Below are 25,546 nucleotides of genomic sequence, written 5' to 3' on the forward strand. Positions count from 1 at the left end.
CCCCGACTGCCACGCCCCACCCGGCGAGGGCGAGATCCACCACTCCCTGTGGTGGTACGACCAGCACGGCCCCACCGCCGCCCACCTCGGCATCCTCCTGTGCTGGCACCACCACGACCACGTCCACGTCCACCGACGCAACATCACCATCGAACGCACCGGCGACCATTGGACCTTCACCCGACCAGACGGCACCACCATCACCACCCTCCGCACCGCCGCCTGACCCGCGCTCACGGCGCACCCCCACGCCCAGAAGGGCCGCAGACCATCCCCGGTCTGCGGCCCTTCTCGCGTTGCTGTGTTCGGGAGTGACAGCCGCGGTCTCAGCCGCTCAGGCAACAGCCGCGGTCGTCAGCGGCTCAGGCGACGGTCGCGGTCGCGAGCCGGTCGGCCGAGCGTCGGGTAGCGGCGGGACCGACCGAGGTGCGTGCTCGGCGGTCGCCCAGTGCCCGGCCCGCCTCGGCGGGACGCCGGACGGTCGGACGTGTCGTGACCGACCGCTCCTCGACGAGACCGCGGCTCTGCAGCTCCGGCACCACGCCCTTGATGAGCGCGGCCACGTCGGCGGGCAGCGAGCCAGGGAGCACGACGAAGCCGTCAGCCGCGCCGGCGCGCAGCCACGTCTCGACGACCTCGACGACGTCCCCCACGGTGCCGTACGCCTGCAGCGCCCCGGCCCACGACGCACTCTCGCCGTCGATGTCGGCGATGAGACCCGCGCGCGCCGTCGCGCTTGTCCGGTCGGTCGAGACCACGGTGTGCAGGTCGACGAGGACGCGGACGTCGTCCTCCCGCCCCGCGGCACGGGCGGCGGCGCGAACCGCGTAGCGCAGCTCGCGCGCCCAGCCCAGGTCCTGCTCCCGGATCCGCACGACGTCAGCGTGCTCCCCCGCCAGGACGACGTCCTGCTCGGCGGAGACCGACACCACCACCCGCGGTCGGGGTGACCGCTGAGCGCGCGCGCTCGTGAGCGAGCGAGTGACGCCGCTGAGCGTACGGGCGAGCGAGTCGCCTGTGGCTCCGCCGATCTGGAGACCGGTCCAGGTGCCGTTCTCGCGCGAGACCTGGGCCAGCTCGCCGGCGACGACGCCGAGGTCGGCCCGGCCGACCGGCACGCCCGGGACAAGCCCGGCCGCGCCCGCGTGCGGGCTGATGCGGCGGGCGGCGACCACCGGGTCCAGCCAGTCGTCGCGGCGGACGGCGCGGTCCGAGCGGAGCCGGAAGTCCTCCCCGAGCGCGACGAAGGCGACGCCGCTGTGGTGGGCGGCGCGGGTGTAGGAGGCCAGCCGGGCAAGGTCGCACTTCTCGACCGGCAGGTCGGCGGAGAGGCCGGTGGCGGAGGTCGAGACGCCGAGGCCGGTCAGGTCCAGACCGATCGTGGCGCGCGGGGAGTCGGAGGTACGGGAAGGGAGCAGGGAGACAGTCATGGTGCACATCCACAGGTGTCGTCGCGCAGTCGCGCGCAGGCAGGAAGGAGGCTGACAGAGCCGTCCGCGCCACGGGCGTGTCACTCGCCCAGGCGTGGGTCTCAGGTCAGGGGTGATGCGTCAGCGCGCGTAGCGGCGCCGGGGCATCGCGGGGAATGTCTCAGGCGGACATTCGCGAACAGGACATGCACATGCACATGGAGCGGCGAGGCGAGAAGCGGTTCTGCCTGGGGCTCGTGTGCGCAGTCATGTCGTTCCGTTTTCCTTCGTGCTCATGCACCTGGTGGTGCGTGCCGTTGCCCCTTGCGGGACCAGGTCGTTCATCCGGAGCACCCCCCGCACGTGGGGGGTTGCCGACCAGCAAGCCGGGACTTAGCGCGCCTGTCGGGCGCGCACTGGTACTCGTGACCTGGGGTTGACGTTAGGGCAGCGGTACTTCACATGTCAACGAACGGCGTGTTGCCCCGGCCGGGCGGTCGTCGACCGGGGCTCGCCGCTCTCCGCGCGGCCGTTCACCGCAGCGCCGGACTGTCCAGTCACCGTGGCGCTGGATCCTCCGATCGCCGCGGCTCTGGATCATCCGGCCACCGCGCCGCGGGGTTCTCCGGCTCGCCGAGCGAGAGCATCAGGCGGTTGGCCCAGTTGAAGAACGCCGCACCGTGGACGAGATCGGCGATCTCAAGGTCCTCGAGACCCGCCTCGCGCAGGCGGCCCACCTCGTCCGCGCCGAACTCGACCGGGGTCCTGGTCAGTGCCACGGACGCCGCGACGACGGCGTTCCACCGCGGGCCCAGGTCCGCCTCGACACCCTCGTCCAGCAGCCGCTGGACGTCGTCGGGCCGCCGGGAGTGGTGGCTGGCGAAGCGAGAGTGCACTGACGCGCAGAAGACGCACCCGTTCAGCCGGCTCGTCGCCGCGGCAGCCAGCTCACGCTCGGCGCGCGGGAGACCACCCGCCGTGTTGTAGAAGATGTCCTTGTCGGTGCGCGTGCGCGCCCCGAGCACCTCCGGGTCGCGTGCCAGCAGCGCGAAGTACGCGCTCTCGGCGCGGCGACGGTCGACCAGACCGTCCCAGTGCCGCTCGGTGAACTCCTCGACCGGAAGCGGGTCCAGCCAGGGAACCCACCCGAGGTTTTCCTGCGTGAACGCCTCGGGGCGGTCGAGCTCGGGGTCGGTGGTGACCTTCTCGGCAGCCATCAGCGGGCTCCTTCCGACTCGACGACGGCGAGCTGGCGCAGCCCGTGCACCACCCGGACCTGGAACGCGAGGAATGCGACGAGCTGGGACAGCGTGACGATTCCTGTGGTGGACCAGCCGGCCGCCAGCAGCCGCTCCATCTCCTCGGGCGTCGCCTCCCGCGGGCGCAGCACGAGCAAGTGAGCGTGCTCGAGCGCGGCGGCCAGCCGCCCGCCCAGCGCCGACCGGCTCTCCACCCGGTACGCCGGCCCCCGTGTGCTCTCTCCCGCGAGCCCCGGCTCCCGGTAGACCCCGTAGGGCCCGGCCCCCCGCCCGCGCGCGCTCTCCTCATCGACGGCGGCTACGACGTCGGAGCCGCTCTCCACGGCAGCGAGCCGGGCGGCGTAGAACTCGCGCACGTCCTCGGCACCGTGCAGCCCGACCACGAAGGTCGCGACGGCGAGCCGCTCGGCACGCGAGAACTCCGACTCGTCGACCGGGTCGAGAAGCGCCTCGTAGGCCTTCTGGGCGTTCACCCGCGCCTCGGGCCTCGCGGAACGGATCTGGTCCAGCCGGTCACCGGGCCGGACGCCGAGCAGGTGGTCGACGACGTCCGACGGCTCGGCGGGCGCGGGCCCGCCGGCCGGCACTGCGGCTCTCGGTCGTGCTGAGGTGGTCGGGTCGGCCGACGTGGCCGCGTTGGTCGTGGTAGTCATCTCTCTCCTCAGAGGGTGGCGGTGGCGAGCGGTGCGGGGGTCCAGCCCATGGCGGGCGCGACCTCGGTGGCGATGAGCTCGATGGAACGCAGGACGTCCTCGTGGGGCGGGTCGATCGAGTGCACCTGAAAGCTGACGTCCGTGGCGCGGGCGAGCGCGGTGTCCGCCGCCAGCAGCTCGACGACCTCGTCCGGCGTCCCGACGTAGCTGTCGGTGCGGCGGATGACGGTGTCGAGATCGTCCACGGGCAGGTCGTGGCCGATCGCCCGCAGCTTCCCGGCCGCCCGGAACAGCCCGGCGCCGGCGAGGACCCGGGCCCGCTGCCGGTCCTCCGCGACGAACAGCGTCCGAGAGGCGAGGATGCGCGGCTCTGCCCCGGCCGGCAGCGCGGCGAGGTAGGCGTCGATCACCGGGTGCTGGATCTCGCTCAGCGTGGCGTCCGGGTCGCCGGCCGGCCGCGGCTGGGTGCGCGACAGCATGAGCCCGTCACCCGCGGCCCCGGCTCGCTCGGCACCGGCGGCGGAGAAGGTCGCCTGCCACAGGCGCCGGGCAAGGCCGTGCCCCGGCGGGTAGAGCTGGTTGCGCGGGTCTCCGAGGTCGCCGCCCACCAGGGCGTCCCGCAGGAGGTCGAGGTTCGCGGCGTGCACGGTGTGCTTGTCGGCGACGTCGAGCCCGAACGCCGAGAACGACTTCGGAGTCCCGCCCGAGCCGAGGCCGAGCTCGAGCCGCCCGCCCGCGAGGACGTCGAGCACCGCGGCGTCCTCGGCCACCCGCACCGGGTTCTCCAGCGGCAGCGTGATGATCGCGGTGCCGAGCCGGATGCGTTCGGTCAGCGCGGCCAGGTGGCTCAGCAGCACCAGCGGGGACGGCAGGCCGCCCTCGTCGCCGTCGAAGTGGTGCTGGGCCACCCAGGCGGAGTCGAGGCCGAGCCGCTCGGCCAGCTGCACCTGCTCGACGGCGTTGCGGTAGCGCTGTGCCGGAGGCGCGTCGTCGAGGATCCGGGTGAAGATGCCCAGTCGTGCCGTCATCGGTCTCGCTCCTGCTCGCTGGTCGTGGTGTGGTGGGCCCCGGCTCGGGTGTGGTGGGCGCCGCGCCCGGGGATGGCCGCCAGCAGCGCCGCGGTGTACTCGTGCTCCGGGCGGGCGAAGACCCGCTCGGTGCGCCCCTGCTCGACGACCTTCCCGGCACGCATGACCGAGACGGTGTCGGAGATCTGCCGCACGACCGCCAGGTCGTGCGAGATGAACAGGTACGTCAGGCCGAGGTCGGTCTGCAGCTCGCCGAGCAGGTCGAGGATCTGCGCCTGGACGCTGACGTCCAGGGCGGAGACGGCCTCGTCGAGCACCAGGACCCGCGGGGCGAGCACGAGCGCGCGGGCGATCGCCACGCGCTGGCGCTGACCGCCGCTGAGCTCGGCGGGCCGGCGGCGCAGCAGGTCGGCCGGCAGCGCGACCCGCTCGACCGTCTCCGCGGCGCGTGCCGCGCGCGCCGCGCGCCCCGGGCGCTCGCCCCGCGGCAGGTTGCGCAGCGGCTCGCCGACGATCTCCGCGACGCTCTGGCGCGGGTCGAGCGAGGAGAACGGGTTCTGGTACACCAGCTGCGTGCCGCGGCGGAACCGCCGCAGCGCCTCGCCGCGCAGCCCGGTGACCTCCGCGCCCTCGACGACGACGGACCCGGCGGTGGGGCGGCCGAGCCCGACGACGGCGCGGGCCGTCGTCGTCTTGCCCGATCCGGACTCCCCGACCAGGGCGTGCGTGGTGCCGCGGACGACGGCGAAGCTCACGTCGTCGACGGCGCGGAACACACCGGCCCGGCGGTCGCGGGCGAACTCCTGGACGAGCCCGGAGACGACGACGGCGCGCTCCTCCTCCCGGGCCGCGGTGACGAGTGCGGCGGTGGCGGCACGCGCCTGCGCCGGCGGGGTGCGGAACGCGGGGGCGTCGGCCAGCAGCGAGCGCGTGTAGCCGGCCTGCGGGTCGGAGACCAGCTGCGCCGTCGGCCCCTGCTCGACGACCCGCCCGTCCTTGAGCACGACGATACGGTCGGCCCGGTCGGCGGCGACGGCGAGGTCGTGGGTGATGAGCAGGATCGCGGTTCCCAGCTCGCGCTGGAGGTCGGCGAGCAGGTCCAGGACGGTCTGCTGCACGGTCACGTCGAGGGCGGAGGTGGGCTCGTCCGCGATGATCAGGTCCGGCTCCAGGGCGATCGCGCCCGCGATGAGGACCCGCTGCTTCATGCCGCCGGAGAGCTCGTGCGGGTACTGGCGGGTGCGGACCTCCGGCTCGGGGATGCCCACCCGCTCCAGGAGCTCGAGGACGCGGGCCCGGATGGCCGCGGCCGAGCCGTAGCGGTGGATGCGGAGCACCTCGGCGAGGTTGTCCCCGATGGTCTTGACGGGGTTGAGGGAGTTGTTCGGGTCCTGCGGCACGAGGCCGACGCGCCTGCCCCGCACGGACTCCAGGCGGCGCGAGCTCCACCCGCTCACGTCGGTCCCGTTGATCGCGACCGTGCCCGACTCGACCCGCCCGTTCCCGGCGAGCAGACCGATGACGGCCTGCGCCGTCGTCGTCTTGCCGGAGCCCGACTCCCCGACGACGGCGACCACCTCGCCCGGTCCGACGTCGAGGGAGACGCCGTGGACGACCTTCCTCGTGGTGGAGCGCGTCCGGTAGGAGACGACGAGGTCGCGGACGGAGAGCACGGCCGGACGCCCGGGCGTGACGGCCGCGCCGGCGGCCTCCGCCGTCGTGCCGGGCCGAGCCACCGGCGAGGCCGGTGCGGTGACGGTGCTGGTCATGGTCAGCTCCTCCTCAGGGCGACGCTGATGCGGTTGGCGGAGAGCACCACGGCCACGAGGACCAGGCCGGGCAGCGTGGTGAGCCACCACGACGTGGCGATGTAGTTGCGGCCCTCGGCGATGAGCAGGCCCCACTCCGGCGTCGGCGGCGGGGCGCCGTATCCGAGGAAGCCGAGGGTCGAGATCGCGATGACGGCGGTGCCGAACTGCAGCGCGGCGAGGGCGACGACGGCGCCCACGGAGTTGGGCAGGACGTGCCGCCACAGCACGGGCAGGAAGCGCGCGCCGCCCGCGAACGCGGCCTCGACGTAGTCGCTGCGGCGCACCCGCACGACCTCCGAGCGCGACAGCCGCGCGAAAGACGCGACCGCGCTGACGCCGACGGCGATCGCGGCGTTGGTGGTGCCGAAGCCGAGCAGGATGAGGATGCTCAGCATGAGGAGGAGGGCCGGGACGGACAGCAGGACGTCGACGACGCGCATGATGACGTCGTCCACGACCCGGCCGGCGGAACCGGCGAGCACGCCCAGGGCGGTGCCGACGATCAGGCCGACCCCGACGGCGATGAGCGCGCCCGTCAGCGACTCCCCCGCCCCGTGGATGACGCGGGCGAGCAGGTCGCGCCCGAGGGCGTCGGTGCCGAACGGGTGGGCGGCGCTCGGGGCCTGCAGCTTGTCGGCGGGAACGCCGACGACGGGGTCGTGGCTGGTGAACAGCCCGGGGACCAGGGCCCAGGCCAGGACGAGAGCGACGACCCCGACGGCGAGCGCGAGGGTCGGGTCGAGCCGCCGGAGCCGCGCCGCGAGGGTGGGCGCGGCACCGGCGGGCGGGGTGCCACCGGCCCCGGCGGGCACGGCGCCGGAGGCCGGTCGGGGTGCTGCGAGGTTCGTGGTGGTCATGCGGCCAGCCCCACCTTCTGCTTGGTGCGCGGGTCGAGGACGGGGTAGAGCAGGTCCACGACGAGGTTGACGACGACGAACGTGGTCGCCGCCAGGAGGACCACGCCCTGCAGGACCGGGATGTCCTGCTGCGAGACGGCCTGCTCCGTGATGCGGCCGATACCCGCGCGGCCGAACACCGTCTCCGTCACCACCGCGCCGCCGATCAGCTCGCCCAGCAGCACCCCGGCGATGGTCAGCGAAGGCAGCACGGCGTTGCGGGCGATCGTCCGGCCGAGCAGCCAGCGGGGGCTTGCCCCCTTCGCGGTGGCGACCGCGACGAACGGCTGGAGGCTCACGTCGTCGATGCTGCGGACGAGCACCTGGGCCAGCGGCGCCGCGATCGGCACCGCGAGCGCCAGCACGGGCAGGATCAGCGCCTCGACGGGGCTCGGCGCGATCACCGGGACGAGCCCGAGCCGGAACGAGAAGATCTGCACGAGCACGATCGCGAGCCAGAACACGGGCACGGCCGCGAACAGCGAGGGCAGGGACCGCAGCAGCCCGCGCAACCAGCCGAACGGCGTGAGGTAGGACAGTGCGGCGATCCCCACGGCGAGCACCACGGCCAGAGCGAACGACGCCGCGGCGAGCGTCGCCGTCGACGGCAGGGCGTCGGCGAGGAGCGTGGCGACCGGCGTGCCGTACTGCACGGAGTACCCGAGATCACCGCGCGCGAAGCCGGCAAGGGCGTCGAGGTACTGCTGCACCAGCGGGACGTTCGCCCCGTACGCCTGCCGGATGTCGGCGATCTGCTCCGCCGAGAGCCCGAGCTCCGGGTTCTCGAACTTGATGAGCAGCGCGTCACCCGGGAGCGCCTGCAGCAGCACGAAGCTGAGGGTGAACGCCGCGAGCAGGACCAGTGCTGCCTGGCCCACGCGGCCGACGACGTATCGCACGTCGCCCCCTCCTCTCTCCGGCCGTCGGCCGGTGCGATCGCCGACCCCGGACGGGTCGGCGCGCGGGCGGCGGCGTGGCCGCCGCCCGCGCGGTGGTCAGCGGTTCAGCCAGGTGTCGTAGAACGCGGGGCGCCCGACCGACTCGAAACCGACGCCCTGGACGTGCGTCGCCGCCCCGTAGACCTGGGGCTCCTCGAAGATCGGGATGTACAGGGCCTGCTCGGTGAGGTAGTCCTGCACCGCACCCGAGGCGGCGTCCCGCTTCGCCGGGTCCGCCTCGGAGGCGACGGCCTCGAGGAGCGCGTCGAGGTTCTTGTCCTCGGAGACGAGGACGTCACGGTTCTCGGAGTGGAACTGGCTCTTGATCACGTCGTGGTCCGCGCGGCCGACCATCGAGTGGTACAGCGGGGAGCCGAGCGGGTCGCGGGACGCCTCGGTGATGGTGGCGCTGTCCGCGGTCTTGACGTTCAGCTCCACGCCGATGCGGGCGAGCTGCTGGGAGACCAGCTCGAGGTTGGGCTTGGACAGGGGCTGGGCGTTCGAGGCGTAGACGTCGAGGGCGAGCCGCTCGCCGTCCTTCTCGCGGATGCCGTCGGCGCCGGGCACCCAGCCGGCCTCGTCGAGGAGCTGCTCGGAGAGCTCGGGGTCGTGGGCGAGCCCCTCGGACTGGTCCTTGTACCCGAGCGCGCTGCTGCTGAGCTGCGACGTCGCCACCGGGTAGTTCTCCGTGTAGACGGTGTCGACGACCTCCTGGGCGTCCACGCCGTGCAGGAGCGCCTGCCGCACGCGGACGTCGCTGAGCAGGGGGTTGGTGGGACGCAGCGCGAGGCCGTTGTTCACCCCGCGGGTCTGCGGCGCGAACAGGTTGATGCCGGCGGCCTCCACCTGCTCCTCGTCGTAGGCCTGGACGTAGCGCACGTAGTCCGCCTGCCCGGAGGTGAGCGAGCCGATGCGCACGCTGTCCTCCGGGGTCACCACGATCTCGATCGCGTCGAGGTAGGCCCGACCCTGGTGCTCCAGCGACGGCGGGGCCCAGTCGTAGTCCTCGCGGGCCTCGAGCCGGATGCGGGTGCCGATCTCCTCCTCCGCGACGACGAACGGGCCGGACCCGACGATCTCCGTGGAGCTGCCCGCGCCGAACTCCTCGAGGCTCCGCGCGAGCGTCTCCTCGGAGACGAGCCCGGAGTTGATCGTCGACGTCGCCTGGAGGAACCCGGGCGCGGGGGCTTCGAACCGGAACGTCACGGTGTCCTCGTCGACAACCTCGCTACCCGCGTAGTTGTTGATCGCCTCGGACACGGTCAGGCCGAGCTCGGGGTCGCCGAGGCCGTAGGTGTCGAAGTTCTTCGCGACGACCTCCGCGTCGAGCGGGGACCCGTCGGAGAAGGTCACCCCGTCACGGAGGTTGAAGGTGTACTCCGTGGCGTCGGCGTTGACCTCCCAGTCGGTCGCGATCCACGGCTCGATCTCGAGGGTCTCCGGGTTCTGGTACGTCAGCCGGTCGGTGATGTTGTTGACGAGGCCGCCGTTGGGGTAGAAGCCGGCCTGCGGCGGGTAGAGGTTGGTGTGCGGCTGGTACTCGAGGTACACGAGCTCCCCGCCGGTCACCGGCTCGCCGGCGGGTGCGTCGGCGGCGGTGGCGTCCTGCTGGGCGCTGCAGGCGCCGAGCATCGCGACGGACACGACGGCGGCGACGGCGGTGAACGCCTGGCGACGGCGGGTGGGGATGCGGCGGGGCGCCGGTGACATGAGGGCTCCTACGAAGGGTGGGGCGGGCTGCTGGATCGGGTCGTGCTCGGGGGCGGCCGCCACGCGCCGCACGGGCGCGGGAGGGCCGGGTCGGTGTCCGACGGGGCGGCGGGTGTGCGCGGGGAGGTGCCGGGACCGGACAGGCGCGCGGCCGGGACCGACCGGACCAACTCCCGGCCGGGACCCGGCGGACAGCTCTCGGCCCGGACCGGAGAGATCCTGGCCGGGGCACTCGCGGCCGCTTCGCGGCCACCGCGTCGTGCTGATCGCCGCGGGCCGTGCCGGCGACGGTCGGGACGGGCTCGTCAGGTCGGCGCGCGACGCCCTGCGCCCGACCGGGTCGGGCGGGGCTGCGTCCGGGTAGTCCTGGACCGGGACGAGGTCAGAGGGTCCAGGACCGGCGCATCGACGGACGACAGGTGCACATTCCGGGGCGACAGGATCGGCGGGCCGTCTCGGCCCGGGCGTGAAGGGTGAGCTCGGCGGTGACCGTCGATCCCCTCATCGTTCCTCCGTCGTCCGGTGGCTCCGGCGGTTGCCGTGCCTCGATGCTCATACGCTCGCACGGGCCGGCCGGTCGCGGTCCTCTACCCCCGGCGACGTCCCGGGATCCGGGACGTCGGTCCTACCTCCCCGGTTCCGTCCCGGTCGGTGAGACGGTCCCGGGTGCGGGTGGACGCAGCCGGACAGCCGCCCTAAGGTCCGGCGGCTTGGCACACTTCCCTACGTGACCCACGAGCGCTGGAGCCAGCACGACTACGGGGTGCGCCTGGAGTGGGGCCCCGTCGGCGCGGCACGTCTGTCGGAGCCGGAGGCGGCCGTCGTCGTCGTGGACGTCCTGTGCTTCACCACCTGCGTGAGCGTCGCGGTCGGCCGTGGGACCGCCGTACGCCCCGCGCCGTGGCGCGGCGAGCGCGCCCGGGAGCTGGCGGAGCTGCTGGGCGCCGACCTCGCCGTCGGACGCGAGGAGGTCACCGCGGAGCGGCCCTACTCGCTCTCCCCCGCGCACCTGCGCGCGGCTCCGCCGTCGCGGCTGCTGGTGCTTCCCTCGCCGAACGGGTCCACGATCGCGGCGGCGGTGAGCACCGGCACGGTCGTCGCCGCGTGCCTGCGCAACGCCTCCGCCGTCGCCGACTGGCTCGCCGCGCAGGGCTACGGGTCGCCGCGGCGGCCGGTCGTCCTCGTCCCGGCGGGCGAGCGCTGGCCCGACGGGAGCCTGCGGCCCGCGCTGGAGGACCTGCTCGGCGCCGCGGCGGTCGTCGCTGCCCTCGAGGGGAGGGTGAGCGGTCCCCTGTCGCCCGAGGCGCGCGCCGCCCCGCCGGTGCTCGCGGAAGCCACCGACCTCCGAGCCACGCTGCGCGAGTGCGGCTCCGGGCGCGAGCTCGTCGACCACGGCTGGCCGGAGGACGTCGACATCGCCGCCGAGAGGGACGCCGACCGGGTCGTCCCCGTCCTGGTGGACGGCACGTTCGCCGACCTCTCAGGTGGTTCCTGACCGTCGGTGCGGCGGCGCGAGCGACCGCTGCCGGTGTGTGAGGCCCCCGGAACAGGCGCGACCGGGTCTCGCCTCGGCGTCGACAGCTCGAGTCCACAGGTGGTCGGTTCGACCATGGCGCTGTGGAGCACGCCTGCACCCGCGCAGCCGGTTCGGTCAGGCTGGGTGCCAGCCTGGCCGACAGAGGAGTGCGATGTTCGACGACGACTTCCATGATCGACTGCACACCGTCCTGCTGGCGCTCTGCGCACCAGGGCCGCAGCCCCTCGATCTTCTCGTGCGCCTGGCGCGGCGCGAGCTGCGAGACGCACGGGTCGGTGAGGACGCCGTGCGCCGGATGGTCGACCTGAGCGCGCTGCTGGTCGGTCGGCCCGATGGCAGCATCACGACGCTCCTGCACCTGCTCGAGGGGCAGGTCCTCACGCACCGGGTGACCTCGCCGACAGCGGGACGGACCGATCTATGGACGCGGGAGGGCCTGGAGCCGTTGTTCGCGAGCGCGGCCACCGGCGAGGTGCATCTGGCGGACGGACGACCGCTGCGCGCCGCGGAGCACGGCCACCAGGCGCTCCTCGGACCACCGGGCTGGCTCCCGGAGGCGGGCGTCGGCGACTACCTCGGATTCGCCGTGAGGCGCGGCAGGGTCGCGGTGGAACTCGTCGATCCCGACACCTTCCCGGGGCTGGTCGCCGAGCAGGAGGTGCGGGCGGTGCTCTCGCGCCACCTCCACGTCTTCCACGGACTCGACGACCTCGTCCCCCGCCGGCTCCAGCTCTGCCAGGCGCTCGGAAATGCCGTCCTCGAGCGCCCGACGCTGCTCGCAGACCCCGTCCCTCCTCTCGAGGAGCTGCTCCACCGCCCGCTCGACGTCGCCGAGCAGGACCACTTCGCGCGCAACATCGCTGCGTGGTGCGAGGACACGGTCAGCTTCGTCGTTGCAGGGATGCCGGAGTATCTCCACGGCGAGCTCGAACACCGCGCGCGCAGGTACGGCATGTCATTCGACCAGTTCATCGTGGCGGTCCTGTCACACCTCGCCTGGCGCACGCCGTTCGCGGAGGATCTCGGCCCTTGGGAGTCCTGGTCCGACGAGTCTTCGCCGACGGACGATGCGTCCGTCACCGCTCTCCCCGCCCCGGTCCCGCCGACGTAGGTGAGCCGCACCAGCCATCTCGCACGGAGCACCCGCGGCCGCGGCTCAGCGCCGTCGCGGGGGCAACGCGCGTTCTGCGGCTCAGCGCCGTCGGCGCGGACGCACCTGGGCGAGGTCGTCCCGGTGGACGACGGCGCGCGGCAGGGTGTCGCCGTTCTGGCGCAGCTGGGCGGAGGACTTGCCGAGCATGGCGGGCAGCTCCTGGGAGCCGTAGGCGACGAGGCCGCGCGCGACGACGCCGTCCGGTCCGACCAGCTCGACGGCGTCACCCGGCTCGAAGTCGCCGTCGACGCCCGTGATGCCGGCGGCCAGGAGCGACCGCTTGCCGTCGGTGACGGCGCGGGCGGCTCCGGCGTCGAGGTGCAGGCGGCCGCGGACCTGGGCGGCGTGGGCCAGCCAGAGCCGGCGCGCAGACTTGCGGCGCCCGGTCGCGGCGAACCACGTGCCGACCTCCTCGCCGGCGAGCGCCGGCTCGACGTTCGCGGCGGAGGTGAGCACCACGGGGATGCCCGAGCCGGTGGCGATGGACGCGGCGTCGAGCTTGGTGACCATGCCGCCGGTCCCGATGTCGCTCCCCCGGCCGGTGACCTCCACGCCGGCGAGGTCCGCGCCGGTCGTGACAGTCCGGATCAGGCGGGTGCCGGGACGCGACGGCGGGCCGTCGTACAGCCCGTCGACGTCGGTCAGCAGCACGAGGGCGTCGGCCCGCACCAGGTGCGAGACCAGCGCGGCGAGCCGGTCGTTGTCACCGAACCGGATCTCGTCGGTGGCAACCGTGTCGTTCTCGTTGACCACCGGGACGACGCCGAGCGCGAGCAGCCGTTCCAGCGCACGCTGGGCGTTGGCGTAGTTCTGGCGGCGGATGAGGTCCTCGGCGGTCAGCAGCACCTGGCCGACCGTCCGGCCGTGCTGCGCGAAGGCCTCCGTGTAGCGGGCCACGAGGAGGCCCTGGCCGACGCTCGCCGTCGCCTGCGCCGTGGCCAGGTCCTTCGGCTTGCCCGGCAGACCGAGCGGTGAGATCCCGGCCGCGATGGCGCCCGAGGACACCAGCACCACCTGCTGGCCGGCGGCCCGGCGTGCGGCGAGGACCGCGACGAGGTGGCGGAGGGCGGGCAGGTCGAGGCTGCCGTCCGCGGCCGTCAGTGACGACGAGCCGACCTTGACGACGATCCGCGGGGCCCGAGCGACCCCGGCCCGGTTGGCCAGCGGCAGGTTCACGCGAACATCCTCCCGCATCCGCACCACCGGCCAGGCACCGGTCCACGGGAGCGGGCCACTCAGACCTGCGGCGGGCTCCGGTGGCCGCCGTCCGGGCCCCGGGCCACCGAGTCCTCCTCGGCGCCGGCGTTCAGGTCGCCACCGCCCTCGTCCCCGTGCACCTCCGGCGAGGGGCTCAGGGCGTCTCCGGAGGCGGCGCCGCCGGCCTCGTCCCGGTCGCCGCGCGGACGAGCACCACCGGGGCGGACCCAGTCCGACTGTCCTGGCTGCTGGTCGTTCTCGCTCTGACTCATGCGCCTACGGTGACACCGCCGGACGGAGGCGGCATCCCAGGGCGACGGCGCAGCAGCCGCGGTCGGCCCCGCCGTTTCGGGCGGCTGTCACCCTTGAGACGCCCGACGGCCCGGGCGCATGCTGGGAGGACGGTGCCGACGGGCGGCATGGCCCGTCACCGCGGCCGGGCGCCCCCGCCGTCCGGGCCCTGCCGCGATCCCCGTGGGCGGCTCGTGAGGTGGAACCCATGGATGACGGGACGACGGCAGCCCCCGGCGCCGTCGACGACCTGCGGACCCAGGTGGCAGGCACCGTCGTCGCCGCCGACGACGACGGCTACGAGGACGCGCGCCACGTGTGGAACGGCATGATCGACAAGAGGCCGCTCGCCGTCGTGCGCGTCGCGAACGAGGACGACGTCGCCGCGGCGATCGACTACGCGCGCGACCGCGACCTCCCGCTCGCGGTGCGCGGCGGCGGCCACGGCGTCGCCGGCTACGGCACGGTCGACCGCGGCATCGTCATCGACCTCGGTGGGCTCAACCAGGTCGAGGTGGACCCGGAGCGCCGGGTCGTGCGCGTGGCGGGGGGCGCCGTGCTCGCCGACGTGGACCGGGCGACCGTGCCGCACGGGTTGGTGGTGCCGCTCGGCGTGATCTCCCGAACGGGCGTCGGCGGGCTCACGCTGGGCGGTGGCGTCGGGTGGCTGACCCGGGCGCACGGTCTCGCTGCCGACAACCTGCTCGAGGCGGAGGTCCTCACGGCGTCCGGTGAACGCGTGCGGGCGAACGACCGCGAGAACCCGGAGCTGTTGTGGGGCCTGCGGGGCGGCGGCGGGAACTTCGGCGTCGTCACGTCCTTCACGTTCCGCGCCCACCCCCTGCCGCCGGTCCTGCACGGGGTGAACCTGATCTACGCGGAGCCGAACTGGCGTACCGCGCTCACCGCCTGGGAGGAGTGGACCCGAGATCTGCCCGACGCGATGCAGTCGATCGCCACCTTCCTCGTCCCGCCGCCCATGCTCGAGGCCGGGGACGACCCCCTGCTCATCCTCGCCAGCGCCTGGGCCGACACTGAGGACCGGGAGAGCTCCGAACGGCTCGTGGACGAGCTGCGCCGGCAGGCGCCTCCGGACATCGAGGAGGTCGAGGGCGACTGGCTGGCCTGGCAGTCCGCGTTCGACGCCATGGTCCCCAAGGGCTCGCGGGGCTACTGGAAGAACACCTCGTTCGACCGCCTCGACGAGGAGGTGCTCGACGTGATCCTGCGCCGCGCGGGCGAGCAGCGGTGGATCGGCACCGGCATCGACATCCACCACATGGGTGGGGCGTTCGCGCGTGTGCCGGAGGACGCGACGCCGTTCCCGGCCCGGTCGGCGCGGTTCTGGCTCAACATCTACGGGTTCTGGCAGGACCGTGGCGACGATGCCGCCCGCACCGAGTTCGTCAAGGGATTCGCCGCCGACATGGCGCCCTTCGCGACCGGCGGGCAGTACGTGAACTTCATGGGGTACGAGCAGGACGCCGACTGGCGGGCGGCCGCCCTCGCCGTGTACGGGCAGGAGAAGCTGGACCGGCTTGTCGCGCTCAAGCGCCGGTACGACCCGGACAACCTCTTCCGACTGAACCACAACATCTCGCCGGGCTGAGCGCCGCGCGGCACAACGGTGAGCAGCCCGCGGCACGACGGTGAGCAGCGCGCGGCACGACGGCGAGCAGCGTGCGGCACGACGGGGCGGACTCGATGCTCCTGGAGCATCGAGTCCTCACCGGTACGGAGCGCGCGTGGGAGCTCCAGCGCTCACCAGGCCTCTGCGGCGGTCAGGACTCGTCGTCGGGGTCGGTCCAGCGGCCGGCCTGCCGCTCGGTCCACAGCTCCTCGCGCGCAGCCGCCTTGGCGTCCATCATCTCGTGGAAGCCCTTACGCTTCTCGGCTCGCGTAGGCCGTGCGGCCTCCTCCAGGCGCAGGTCGGTGCCGCGGGGTCCGAGCAGCTCGGCGCCCGTCTGGAGGGTGGGCTCCCAGTCGAAGACCACGCCACCCTCGGCGGGGCCGATGACGACCGTGTCGCCGGCGACCGCGCCGGCCTTGTACAGCTCGTCCTCGACGCCGAGCCGGGCGAGCCGGTCGGCGAGGTAGCCGACCGCCTCGTCGTTGTTGAAGTCCGTCTGGCGGACCCACCGCTCCGGCTTGACACCGCGGATCTCGAAGTACGGCCCGTCGGAGCCCTTGCGCTGGGTGACCGTGAAGCCGGCGTCGTCGACGGCCTTGGGCCGCAGGATGACCCGGGTCTTCTCGGCGGTGGGCGCCTCGGCGCGGGCCCGCTTGACGATCTCGGCGAGCGCGAAGGAGAGCGGACGCATGCCCTCGTGGGACGCCGTCGAGATCTCGAAGACGCGCAGGCCGCGGGCCTCGAGGTCGGGACGCACCAGCTCGGCGAGCTCGCGGGCCTCAGGGACGTCGATCTTGTTGAGCACCACGACGCGCGGGCGCTCCATCAGCGGCACGCGGCCGCCGGCGATGTCGAGGTCGCCGGCGTAGGCGGAGAGCTCCGCCTCGATGGTGTCGAGGTCGCTGACCGGGTCGCGGCCCGGCTCGAGGGTGGCGCAGTCGAGCACGTGCACGATCACCGCGCACCGCTCGATGTGGCGCAGGAACTCCAGCCCGAGGCCACGGCCCTCCGACGCGCCCGGGATGAGGCCCGGCACGTCGGCCACCGTGTAGCGCTCGTCGCCCGCCTGGACCACGCCGAGGTTCGGCACGAGCGTGGTGAACGGGTAGTCGGCGATCTTCGGGCGCGCGGCGGACATCGCGGCGATGAGCGAGGACTTCCCCGCGCTCGGGAATCCCACCAGAGCGACGTCGGCGACCGACTTCAGCTCCAGGACGAGGTCGATCTGCTCGCCCTCCCCGCCCAGGAGCGCGAAGCCCGGGGCCTTGCGGCGCGGCGAGGCGAGCGCGGCGTTCCCGAGGCCGCCGTGCCCACCGGTGGCGGCGACGAAGCGGGTGCCCTCGCCGACCAGGTCGGCCAGCACCTCGCCGTCGAGCGTCTTCACGACGGTCCCGTCCGGCACGGGCAGGACGAGGTCCTCCCCCGTCTTGCCGGCCCGCATGTCGCCGGCTCCCTGGGTGCCCGAGGTCGCGCGGCGGTGCGGCTGGTGGTGGTAGCCCAGCAGCGTCGTCGTCTGCGGGTCCACGACGAGTACGACGTCGCCGCCCCTGCCGCCGTTGGCCCCGTCGGGGCCCGCGAGGGGCTTGAACTTCTCGCGCCGGATGGAGGCGCAGCCGTTCCCGCCGTCGCCTGCCGCGACGTGGATCACCACACGGTCAACGAAGGTGACCATCGCCCCGTCCTCTCAGCTGTTCTTGTCCAAGCATGCAACAGGGGCGGACGGCTCGCGCCGTCCGCCCCTGCCGGGCGTTCAGTGGTCGTCTCAGGCGTCGGCCAGCACGATGTCGACGACCTTGCGGCCGCGACGGTTGCCGAAGGCGACCGAGCCCGCCTCGAGGGCGAACAGGGTGTCGTCCTTGCCACGGCCCACGTTGAGGCCGGGGTGGAAGTGGGTGCCGCGCTGGCGGACGATGATCTCGCCGGCCTTGACGACCTGGCCGCCGAAGCGCTTCACGCCCAGGCGCTGGGCGTTGGAGTCGCGGCCGTTCCGGGAGGAGCTGGCGCCCTTCTTGTGTGCCATCTCGAACCTGCTTTCGTGTTCGTTCGTACGGGGGAACGGGCCCTGGAGGGCCGCGGACTTACTTGATGCCGGTGACCTTGAGGCGGGTCAGCTTGCTGCGGTGACCCATGCGCTTGCGGTAACCGGTCTTGTTCTTGAACTTCATGATCGAGATCTTCGGGCCCTTCTCGGCCCGCACGATCTCGGCAGTCACCTTGACCTTGTCCAGGTCGCCGGCGCCCGTGGTGACCTTGTCACCGTCGACGAGCATGATGGGCTCGAGCTCGACGGAGTCGCCGACCTGCCCGGTCAGCCTGTCGACGACGACGACGTCGCCGACGGACACCTTCTCCTGACGGCCGCCGGCCTTGACGATCGCGTACACCACGTTGCTGCTCGATTCTGTCGTTGCGGGTGGTCCGAGGTGCCCGGGGAACCGGTTGGTCCCCGCCGGGCGCTCTGGACCCACGGAACAGGCGCGCCGCGTGGCGCACCGACGCTCTAGGTTACGCGGAGCAGGCTCTCGGGGCAAACGTCCGACGCCCGTCGGGACGGCCGGTGCCGTGTGGGATCTGGCACAGTGAGCTCGCCGTCGTCCCTTGCCGCTCCACCCCGAAGGATACCCGTGCCCGCCGACGCCCCGACCATCGTGGCCACGTCGGGCGGTTACGTGCCCGGCCGCCGCACCGAGAGAGCGTTCGGCCCGCTCGTCCACCATGCCGTCGAGCTGGCGGGCGTCAGCGGCCGGGCGCCGCGCGTGGGCTACCTCGGCACCGCCGCCGGGGACCAGCGCTGGGCGATCGCCGAGCGTCACGAGGCGGCCCGGGTGGCGGGCTTCGAGCTGAACCCGCTGCGCCTGTTCACGATGCCCAACGTCGACGACATCGAGGGGTTTCTGCTCGCTCAGGACGTCGTCTGGGTCGACGGCGGCTCCGTCGCCAACCTGCTGGCGGTCTGGCGGGTCCATGGCCTGGACGAGATCTTCCGGCGGGTGTGGCAGGCGGGAGTGGTCCTCGCCGGGACCAGCGCGGGCTCGATCTGCTGGCACACGTCCGGGACCACCGACTCCTTCGGGCCCGAGCTTCGCGCCGTCCACGGCGGGCTCGGGCTCGTCCCCTTCGCGAACGGTGTCCACCACGACTCCGAGGAGCGACGACGCCCCCTCGTGCACGACCTCGTCGCCTCGGGCGAGCTGGGCACGACGTACTGCACGGACGACGGCGTGGGGCTGGTCTACCGCGACACGGAGCTTGTCGGGGCCGTCACCGAGCGGCGCGGGAGCGGCGCCTACGTCGTCACGCGCGGGGACTCCGGCGACGCGGTGGAGGAGCGGATCGAGCCCCGGACGCTCCCCGGCGTCTGAGCTCGGCAGCGCGGTCCCGCGGTGAACCGCTCCATCCCCCGGCGGCCCACGCCGGCCCCGCAAACCCCCGTCCGCCGTCGCCGCTCACGGCTCGCGGCTCGCGGCTCGCGGTTACGCTCGCCGGCATGCGTTACACCGAGGAGATCGAGATCGCCCTGCCGCGTGAGGAGGTGGTGCGCCTCTTCCTCGACCGCGAGTCGATGCCGAAGTGGCAGAAGGGCCTGCGGTCGATCGAGCCGGTCTCCGGCGAGCCGGGCGAGGTCGGGGCCCGGACCCGCCTGGTCTTCGTCACCGGCAGGCGCCGCATCGAGATGATCGAGACGATCCTCGCGAACGACCTGCCGGAGACGTTCCACGCCACCTACGACGCGAAGGGCGTGCACAACGTCTGCGAGAACTACCTGTACGAGGTGGGGCCCGACCGCACGCGCTGGGTCTCCCCCAACGTCTTCGAGCTCCGCGGCGCGACGAAGCTCGTCGGGACGATCTTCCGCGGCGCCTTCCCGAGGGAGACGCGTGCGCAGATGCGCCGGTTCAAGGAGTTCGCCGAGCACGGCGCCGATGTGCGCGGTGACGGCGGCGAGCGCTCCTGAGTTCCCTGGCGTCCGCGATGTGGGTGGCCGGTGGGAGTCTTCAGGCATGGACAACCAGGCCGTGCCGGTCTCCGCGGAGCGGGTGCTCGACGTCTTCTACACGCGCACCCCGATCCTGCGTCATCCCTCGATGTTCGCCCGGAGCCGGCAGGTGCGCACCCACCTCGAGACCTATCTCGACACCGAGGCGGAGCACTGGCTCACGGACGCGGAGCGCACCCTGGTGGAGGCCGAGCGTCAGGTGGACCCGGCCGGCGCGGTGGCCCGGGTGACCGGCCCGGAGGCGCTGCTCGCGACCCTTCCCGGGTTCCTCGACCCGGAGTGGATCATGCCGGGCGTCCACCAGGCCCGGGCGCAGCTCATCGTGGTGGCGACGCTCGCGCGGTGGCTCGTCTCGGCCGGTCTCGTCGACCGCACGGAGATGTCCTGCTCCGTGCTGGAGATCCAGGCGCGGCTGGACCTGGCCCGCCGGCGGGTCGACGCCCGCGCAGCCTCCGCGCTGAGTCCCTGACCTACTCCGTGAGGTCGGCGAGCGCGACGGCGATGCGCTCGTCGCCGGAGATCACCTCGGTGACCACACCGTCGCTCGCGGGGTCGTCCAGGACTGCGCAGATGACACGGGCGACGTCCTCGCGCGGGATGGTGCCACGCCCGGTCTCCGGGGCCATCGTCACCTTGCCGGTGCCCGGTTCGTCGGTGAGGCCGCCGGGGCGGATGACCGTCCACTCGAGGTCGCGGGACATGAGGTCCTCGTCCGCGGCCTTCTTCGCCTCCTGGTAGGCGGCGAACACCTCGTCCTCGATGCCGGCGCCACCCTTGCCGGCCCCCATCGACGAGACCATCACGTACCGTCGCACGCCCGCCGCCTCGGCGGCGTCGGCGAGCAGCACGGCGCCACCGCGGTCGACGGTGTCCTTGCGCGCCGCTCCGCTGCCCGGCCCGGCTCCTGCGGCGAAGACGACCGCGTCCGCGCCCTCGACGATCCGGGCGAGCTCGTCCGCGGTGCCCTTCTCGAGGTCGAAGACGACGGGCTCGGCGCCGGCGGCGCGCAGGTCGCCCGCGTGGTCGGGGTTGCGGATGAGCCCCACGACCTCGTCGCCGCGGTCGGCGAGGTGGCGCGAGAGGATGCGGGCGATCTTGCCGTGCCCGCCGGCGATGACGATTCTCATGGGTTCGACCGTACGTGCTGGCTCACCGGTCCGCACACACCGAGTCTCCGGTGCGGCTGCCGGTATCTCGTCGGCAACCCCGCTGCCGCCCTACTCGCGGACCGCCCCCTCGAGCATCCCGGCGATGAAGTGGCGCTGCAGGAACAGGTAGAGGATCACGACCGGCAGCGCGACGAGCACCGCCCCGGCGGCGAGCAGCGTGGTGCCCTGGACGTACTGCCCCTGGAACAGGGCCAGACCGAGCGGCGCGGTGCGCAGCTGCGCGTTCGGTGACATCACCAGCGGGATGAGGAACTCGTTCCACGTCCACATGAACATCAGCAGCACCATCGTCACCAGGGCGGGCCGGGCGACCGGGACGAGCACCTGCCACAGCACGCGGTGGTGCCCGGCGCCGTCGAGGCGGGCGGCCTCGATGATCGACCGGTTGGCGCCGCGGAAGTACGCGCGCATCCAGTAGGTCCCGAAGGCGACGGACTGGGCCACCTGCGGCAGCGCGATGGCCCAGACCGTGTTGGTGAGCCCGAGGAACTGCAGGTCGAAGAACAGCGGGACGACGATCGCCTCGGAGGGCACCATGATCCCGACGAGGAAGAGGTAGAAGAGCACCTGCGAGCCGCGGAACTCGAAGGCGCCGAACGCGTACCCGGCCATGAGCGAGAGCACCGTCGCGAGCGAGACGACGATGAGGGCCACAACCACCGAGTTGCGCATGTACTCGCTGAAGCGGCCCTGCTCCCAGGCGCGGCCGAAGTTCTCCCAGTGCAGCGGCCCGCCCGCCTGGGCGTCGGCCGGGGTCTCCGGCGACAGGGCGGTGGTGAGGATGGTGACGATCGGCGCGAGGGCCACCAGGGCGAAGAGGACGAGGATGGCGTAGTTCGCGGCGCGCTCGGCCGCCGAGACCCTCACCGTTCCCGCTCCCCGATGCGGTTCACGGCCAGGTTGATCAGAAAGATCAGGATCGTCAGGACGACGGCGACCGCGGCGGCCGAGCCCACCTCGCCGAGCTGGAACGCGCGCCGGTAGACCTCGAAGCTGGGCACCGTCGTCGTCCTCCCGGGCCCCCCGGACGTGGTGACGTAGACCAGGTCGAACGTCTTCAGGGCGGCGATGATCGTCAGGGTCAGGGAGACGACGATCTCGGCCCGCACCGACGGCACGGTGATCGAGACGAAGGTGCGGACGGGGCCCGCGCCGTCGAGGGTGGCGGCCTCGTAGAGCTCGCCGGGGATACGGCTCATGCCGGCCATCAGGAGCACGGTGACCAGGCCGGTGGACACCCACGTGCCGATGAACCCGACGGCGGGCAGCGTCAGGGTGTAGTCACCGAGCCAGGTGCGGGTCAGCGAGTCCAGGCCGAGCGCGCGCAGCAGGCCGTTGAGCTGGCCGCCGGGGGCGTAGATCTGACGCCAGGCGACGGCGACCACGACCATCGCGATGACCTGGGGCAGGAAGACCACGGTGCGGAAGAACCCGAGCCCGCGCACCCGCGCCCGCGTCAGGAGGGCGGCGAGGACGAGGCCGATGCCGAGCGGCAAGACGGCGAAGAAAAAGATCAGCACGAGCGCGTGCCCGAAGGACGCGCGCAGCTGGGCGTCGGTGACGACGTCGACGTAGTTCTGCAGCCCGACGAAGGTCGCCAGGCTCAGACCGTCCCAGTCGTACAGGGAGATCTGCACCGCCCGGCCGAGCGGGTAGAGCAGGAAGGCGGCGTAGACGACGAACGCCGGCAGCAGGAACCCGTAGGGCGTCAGGCCGTACTTGCTCCGCCGGCGCGACGACGGCGCGGGGCGGCCTGCGTCGTCGTCCGGCCGGGTGAGGACGGCACCGGCAGGGGTCACCGGTGCGGGGCGGCCGTGGCCGCCCCGCACCGGGTCGTCACTGGTTGGCCGCGACGAACTCGGCATAGTCCGCCTCGACCGTCTCGGCGAACTCCTGCGGAGCGAGCTCGACGGCCATGAGCCCCTGGAGCGCCTGGCCGAGCGTCGCGCCCATGGTCGGGGTGGCCCAGTCGAGGTAGGGCACCAGGTCGCCGTCCGTGACCACCTCGTCGTACGCGGCGAACACCTCGCGCTGCAGCCCGGAGTCGGGCATGTGCTCGGCGGTCTCCACCACGGGCATGTTGCCGGTCTCCGCCAGGATCGCCATCGCCTCCTCGCTGGTGATGAAGTCGATGTAGGCGGCGGCGACGTCGGGGTTCTCGGCCTTGGAGGTGATCGCGAACGGGATGCCCGTCGCGCCCGTGGTGACGCGCCCCGCGCCGGCCTCGGTGGGCGGCGGCGCGAAGAAGCCGACCTCCTCCCCCATCGCCTCGCCGATGTCCGCGGCGAGCCAGGAACCGCCGATCAGGTAGACGCCCTCGCCCTCGGTGAACTGCTGCCACGTGGCGTCGTAGTCGGCGCCGTTGAAGCCCTCGTTGAAGTAGCCGGACTGCGCCCAGCCCTGGAGCGCGGTGGCCGCCTCGAGATTGCCGTCCGACGTCCAGCTGGCGCCCTCGTTCCCGAAGCCGAGGTCGCGGATCTCCTCCGGGTCCACGTAGGCCCCCTGGACCGGGCCGAACACGTGCAGCGCGGGCCACTGGTCGAGGTTGCCCAGCATGATGGGCGTCTCGCCCGCCTCCGCGATCGTCGCGAGCTGGTCCTCGAAGTCGGCCCACGTCTCGGGCACCTCGAGGCCGAGCTCGTCGAGCTTCGTCTTGGAGTAGAAGACCCCGACGACCTCGCCGACCTGCGGCAGGCCGTAGAGCGACCCCTCGCCGAAGGTCTTGCCGTCCGTGCTGTAGCTCGTGTTCTGCAGGACGCTGTCCGGGAACCGGTCGGCCCAGCCGTACGCCTCCGCGTAGTCGTCCAGGGCGAGGATCTGGCCCGAGCCGACGAACTGCCCCATCTGGGAGCGCGCGTTGTTGGTCTGCGCGATGTCCGGGGCGTCGTCGCCCGTCAGCGCGAGGCGCAGGGTGGCCTGGAGGTCGTCGTTGGACTGCGTGACCCGATCGATCGTGATGTTCGGGTACTCCTCCATGAAGGCCTCGTTGAGGCGCTCCATCTGCTCGTTCTGGCCGCCGCGGACCTCCTGGTCCCAGACCACGAGCGTCTGCTCCTCCGCGTCGGAGATGTCGGTCTGCACCTCGGCCGGTGCGCCGCCGGTGGGCTCCTGGGTCTCGTCCGTGGCCGTGTTCGAGCCCGGCGTGCACGCGGCGAGCGTCAGCGCGGTGGCGGCGAGGACGCCGACGGCGACGTTCCTCCTGCGTGGTGATGTGCTCATCGTTGGGTCTCCTGTTCGATCCGAGACCCTCATTGTGGAGGAGCGGCCGCCCGGACGAGGACATGTGCCGGTTGTCGACACGGCGCGTCCGCACGGATTGGTGCGTCGAGTGCCCCTAACCGTTCGTCAGGCTGGTCTCGGCGGTGCGCACCTCGAACGGTTCCGAGACCTCGGACGTCGTGGCGACACCCGCCACGGGCTGCCACACGCCCGAGCCGTTCACCTCGAACTCCCCCGCCCAACGGGTGGTCAGCGTGACCTGCCGCTGCTCTGCGGCCGCGGAGTAGACGTGGGCTACGGAGTGGTTCGGGAACGGCGCTCCGGGATCGGTGGTCGTGATCGGGGCGGAACCGTCGCCGAAGTCCCAGGTAAAGTCGATCGGCCGCGCACGTACCTCGACGGGTGTGCCCAGGACGACAGCGGAGAACGTCTGCTCGGCCGCTCCCGTCCACACGATCGTCTCCAGGTTCACAAGTACCCACCCGCGGTCCGGCTGGACAGCGAGCCCGCCCGGATCGATCGGCAGACGCTGAAGGTCTTCGGCTGTCACGACGATGGGCACGGCAGCCGGCGCCTCCTCGGCGGGCTCCCCCGGTTCAGCAGGCATCGTCACGAGGAATTCCCGCCCGATTTGCGCGGCACCTTCGTGGAGGCAGCCGTTCAGGTCGACGTAGTAGGAATTCTCGGCTGCAGGGGTGTAGCCGATGTTGTTGCAGGCGGGAGGCGGAGGAATGGCTCCCCCTGTAGCGACGGGTTGTGAGTGGCCACCGTCAGCGGAGCCACTCGGGGTGCTATCGCCAACGCTCCGACTGTCCCAACCGGCAACTTCGAGCGCGTCATCGTCGGCGATTGTTCCGATGTCGGCAGCCGACGGAAGTGTCGATATGAGCACCATCGACACCGTCAAAGTGACGACACCAAAAATCCTTCTTCGGTCAGGCATCTTGGTTCACATTGAATCCGGGCTCCTCAACCTGCACGGCCCGAACTGACCAGTCTCCGTCTGCGCGGCCAATAGCGAAGATGAGCAGATTCTCACCGCCCGGTTCCGATTTCGTGACGGATCCATCCTTATCTTTATGGGTCGACTCAGCTTGATTCACAAGCGCATCAACCCTGAAGTAGTCGTTTCCTTCGAGTCGATCGAAACCCTGAATCGATTCCAGCTCGACCCCGCCACCTGTCGTGGTACCGCCAAGCCGGCGCTGTTCAGTAACTTCGTCGATAACGCTCTGGCAGAACACGCACTCGGGCTCCGACATTGCCTTCCACTCGCTCAGATCACCCGTCGCGTACACGTACGGGTAGAGCTCCAGGAAGTACTGCGCCGCGGCCTCGGCCCCAGCAACGTCGTCGCGCGCCATGGTCTCGGGCGGAACCGGCTTCGGCACCTCCGGCCGTTCCGACGTGGGCTCGTCGCTCGGCACCGCCGTCGGTGCGCTCGTGACACCGCTGGAAGTGGAGGGCTCCGGCTCCGCACCACCACCGCTGGTGCAGGCGGCCAAACCTCCCGCCAGCCCGAGCACCGCTCCTAGCACCATCAGCCGTCGATGAAGTTTGTCCCCCTGACGCATGCGCCGACCGTACTGGCGAAGCGTCGGATTCGGCCAGACCCGGTCGCCTTCCTGTGGACAGCGTGAGGGCCGGTT

The 25,546-nt window shown here is 72.6% G+C and carries 25 protein-coding genes, 1 pseudogene and 1 riboswitch; of the genes and pseudogenes, 7 read left to right on the forward strand and 19 right to left on the reverse strand.

Going from position 1 to position 25,546, the window contains the following annotated elements:
* Nucleotides 1-226: pseudogene (locus KZX45_RS15470) on the forward strand (hypothetical protein); the annotation flags it as partial.
* Between the two features lie 136 nt (nucleotides 227-362).
* On the opposite strand, the gene KZX45_RS15475 reads toward KZX45_RS15470, so the two are convergent.
* From KZX45_RS15475 to KZX45_RS15510, 8 genes are all read right to left on the reverse strand, one after another.
* The gene (locus tag KZX45_RS15475) at nucleotides 363-1,430 is read right to left on the reverse strand and encodes a hypothetical protein (protein ID WP_248258653.1); all 1,068 of its coding nucleotides are present in this window, start codon (nucleotides 1,428-1,430) and stop codon (nucleotides 363-365) included.
* A gap of 287 nt (nucleotides 1,431-1,717) precedes the next feature.
* Nucleotides 1,718-1,840: riboswitch (SAM riboswitch) on the reverse strand.
* 126 nt (nucleotides 1,841-1,966) lie between these two features.
* Entirely contained in the window at nucleotides 1,967-2,626 is a 660-nt protein-coding gene (locus KZX45_RS15480) for an alkylhydroperoxidase domain protein (protein ID WP_248258654.1), read from the reverse strand.
* Nucleotides 2,626-3,321, reverse strand: coding sequence for a CMD domain protein (locus KZX45_RS15485; protein ID WP_248258655.1), 696 nt, complete (start codon nucleotides 3,319-3,321; stop codon nucleotides 2,626-2,628). The genes KZX45_RS15480 and KZX45_RS15485 overlap by 1 nt, the downstream gene beginning before the upstream one ends.
* An 8-nt stretch (nucleotides 3,322-3,329) precedes the next feature.
* Nucleotides 3,330-4,349, reverse strand: a complete 1,020-nt coding sequence (locus KZX45_RS15490) for a putative FMN-dependent luciferase-like monooxygenase (protein ID WP_248258656.1) — start codon at nucleotides 4,347-4,349, stop codon at nucleotides 3,330-3,332.
* A complete protein-coding gene (locus tag KZX45_RS15495) occupies nucleotides 4,346-6,118 on the reverse strand; it encodes an ABC transporter ATP-binding protein (protein ID WP_248258657.1) in 1,773 nt (590 codons plus the stop codon). The genes KZX45_RS15490 and KZX45_RS15495 overlap by 4 nt, the downstream gene beginning before the upstream one ends.
* 2 nt (nucleotides 6,119-6,120) lie before the next feature.
* Nucleotides 6,121-7,017, reverse strand: a complete 897-nt coding sequence (locus KZX45_RS15500; RefSeq protein ID WP_248258658.1) for an ABC transporter permease — start codon at nucleotides 7,015-7,017, stop codon at nucleotides 6,121-6,123.
* Entirely contained in the window at nucleotides 7,014-7,955 is a 942-nt protein-coding gene (locus tag KZX45_RS15505; RefSeq protein ID WP_248258659.1) for an ABC transporter permease, read from the reverse strand. The genes KZX45_RS15500 and KZX45_RS15505 overlap by 4 nt, the downstream gene beginning before the upstream one ends.
* Before the next feature lie 96 nt (nucleotides 7,956-8,051).
* Entirely contained in the window at nucleotides 8,052-9,704 is a 1,653-nt protein-coding gene (locus KZX45_RS15510) for a TIGR04028 family ABC transporter substrate-binding protein (protein ID WP_248258660.1), read from the reverse strand.
* A 727-nt stretch (nucleotides 9,705-10,431) separates the two neighbouring features.
* On the opposite strand from KZX45_RS15510, the gene KZX45_RS15515 reads away from it, so the two are divergent.
* A complete protein-coding gene (locus tag KZX45_RS15515) occupies nucleotides 10,432-11,199 on the forward strand; it encodes a 2-phosphosulfolactate phosphatase (protein WP_248258661.1) in 768 nt (255 codons plus the stop codon).
* 193 nt (nucleotides 11,200-11,392) lie between these two features.
* Nucleotides 11,393-12,352, forward strand: a complete 960-nt coding sequence (locus tag KZX45_RS15520; RefSeq protein ID WP_248258662.1) for a hypothetical protein — start codon at nucleotides 11,393-11,395, stop codon at nucleotides 12,350-12,352.
* A gap of 81 nt (nucleotides 12,353-12,433) precedes the next feature.
* On the opposite strand, the gene proB is transcribed toward KZX45_RS15520, so the two are convergent.
* Both proB and KZX45_RS15530 read right to left on the reverse strand, forming a co-directional pair.
* Nucleotides 12,434-13,588, reverse strand: coding sequence for a glutamate 5-kinase (gene proB, locus KZX45_RS15525; protein WP_374112601.1), 1,155 nt, complete (start codon nucleotides 13,586-13,588; stop codon nucleotides 12,434-12,436).
* Between the two features lie 41 nt (nucleotides 13,589-13,629).
* Nucleotides 13,630-13,863, reverse strand: a complete 234-nt coding sequence (locus tag KZX45_RS15530) for a hypothetical protein (protein ID WP_248258664.1) — start codon at nucleotides 13,861-13,863, stop codon at nucleotides 13,630-13,632.
* 227 nt (nucleotides 13,864-14,090) lie between these two features.
* Here KZX45_RS15530 and KZX45_RS15535 point away from each other — a divergent pair, with 227 nt between their 5' ends.
* Nucleotides 14,091-15,491, forward strand: coding sequence for an FAD-binding oxidoreductase (locus KZX45_RS15535; protein ID WP_248258665.1), 1,401 nt, complete (start codon nucleotides 14,091-14,093; stop codon nucleotides 15,489-15,491).
* A 172-nt stretch (nucleotides 15,492-15,663) separates the two neighbouring features.
* On the opposite strand, the gene obgE is transcribed toward KZX45_RS15535, so the two are convergent.
* The 3 genes from obgE to rplU all read right to left on the reverse strand — a co-directional run bounded on the left by obgE (nucleotide 15,664) and on the right by rplU (nucleotide 17,899).
* Nucleotides 15,664-17,184 (reverse strand): GTPase ObgE, encoded by a 1,521-nt coding sequence (obgE, locus tag KZX45_RS15540; RefSeq protein ID WP_248258666.1) that lies wholly within the window; start codon nucleotides 17,182-17,184, stop codon nucleotides 15,664-15,666.
* A 90-nt stretch (nucleotides 17,185-17,274) separates the two neighbouring features.
* The gene (gene rpmA, locus KZX45_RS15545; RefSeq protein WP_248258667.1) at nucleotides 17,275-17,532 is read right to left on the reverse strand and encodes a 50S ribosomal protein L27; all 258 of its coding nucleotides are present in this window, start codon (nucleotides 17,530-17,532) and stop codon (nucleotides 17,275-17,277) included.
* 58 nt (nucleotides 17,533-17,590) lie between these two features.
* The gene (rplU, locus tag KZX45_RS15550; RefSeq protein ID WP_248258668.1) at nucleotides 17,591-17,899 is read right to left on the reverse strand and encodes a 50S ribosomal protein L21; all 309 of its coding nucleotides are present in this window, start codon (nucleotides 17,897-17,899) and stop codon (nucleotides 17,591-17,593) included.
* Nucleotides 17,900-18,136: 237 nt separating this feature from the next.
* Here rplU and KZX45_RS15555 point away from each other — a divergent pair, with 237 nt between their 5' ends.
* The 3 genes from KZX45_RS15555 (at nucleotide 18,137) to KZX45_RS15565 (ending at nucleotide 19,978) form a co-directional block, all read left to right on the forward strand.
* Nucleotides 18,137-18,874, forward strand: coding sequence for a peptidase E (locus tag KZX45_RS15555; RefSeq protein ID WP_248258669.1), 738 nt, complete (start codon nucleotides 18,137-18,139; stop codon nucleotides 18,872-18,874).
* Between the two features lie 125 nt (nucleotides 18,875-18,999).
* Nucleotides 19,000-19,467 carry an SRPBCC family protein gene (locus tag KZX45_RS15560; RefSeq protein ID WP_248258670.1) on the forward strand — a complete coding sequence of 156 codons (468 nt, stop codon included), beginning with the start codon at nucleotides 19,000-19,002 and terminating at the stop codon, nucleotides 19,465-19,467.
* A 46-nt stretch (nucleotides 19,468-19,513) separates the two neighbouring features.
* Complete coding sequence (locus KZX45_RS15565; RefSeq protein WP_248258671.1) at nucleotides 19,514-19,978, forward strand: hypothetical protein; 465 nt, start codon at nucleotides 19,514-19,516, stop codon at nucleotides 19,976-19,978.
* 1 nt (nucleotide 19,979) lies between these two features.
* On the opposite strand, the gene KZX45_RS15570 is transcribed toward KZX45_RS15565, so the two are convergent.
* From KZX45_RS15570 to KZX45_RS15595, 6 genes are all read right to left on the reverse strand, one after another.
* Nucleotides 19,980-20,636 (reverse strand): SDR family oxidoreductase, encoded by a 657-nt coding sequence (locus tag KZX45_RS15570; protein WP_248258672.1) that lies wholly within the window; start codon nucleotides 20,634-20,636, stop codon nucleotides 19,980-19,982.
* Nucleotides 20,637-20,726: 90 nt separating this feature from the next.
* Nucleotides 20,727-21,545, reverse strand: coding sequence for a carbohydrate ABC transporter permease (locus KZX45_RS15575; RefSeq protein ID WP_248258673.1), 819 nt, complete (start codon nucleotides 21,543-21,545; stop codon nucleotides 20,727-20,729).
* Nucleotides 21,542-22,477: a carbohydrate ABC transporter permease gene (locus KZX45_RS15580; RefSeq protein WP_374112602.1), complete on the reverse strand. Its 936-nt coding sequence runs from the start codon at nucleotides 22,475-22,477 to the stop codon at nucleotides 21,542-21,544. The genes KZX45_RS15575 and KZX45_RS15580 overlap by 4 nt, the downstream gene beginning before the upstream one ends.
* A 37-nt stretch (nucleotides 22,478-22,514) precedes the next feature.
* Nucleotides 22,515-23,897 carry an ABC transporter substrate-binding protein gene (locus KZX45_RS15585; RefSeq protein WP_248258674.1) on the reverse strand — a complete coding sequence of 461 codons (1,383 nt, stop codon included), beginning with the start codon at nucleotides 23,895-23,897 and terminating at the stop codon, nucleotides 22,515-22,517.
* Between the two features lie 115 nt (nucleotides 23,898-24,012).
* Entirely contained in the window at nucleotides 24,013-24,840 is an 828-nt protein-coding gene (locus tag KZX45_RS15590; RefSeq protein WP_248258675.1) for a hypothetical protein, read from the reverse strand.
* The gene (locus KZX45_RS15595; RefSeq protein WP_248258676.1) at nucleotides 24,833-25,471 is read right to left on the reverse strand and encodes a DUF6318 family protein; all 639 of its coding nucleotides are present in this window, start codon (nucleotides 25,469-25,471) and stop codon (nucleotides 24,833-24,835) included. Before KZX45_RS15595 ends, KZX45_RS15590 begins: the two co-directional genes overlap by 8 nt.
* Nucleotides 25,472-25,546: the final 75 nt, after the last annotated feature.

The sequence above is a fragment of the Georgenia sp. EYE_87 genome, assembly GCF_023148685.1.
In the GTDB taxonomy this organism is placed as follows: Bacteria; Actinomycetota; Actinomycetes; order Actinomycetales; family Actinomycetaceae; genus Georgenia.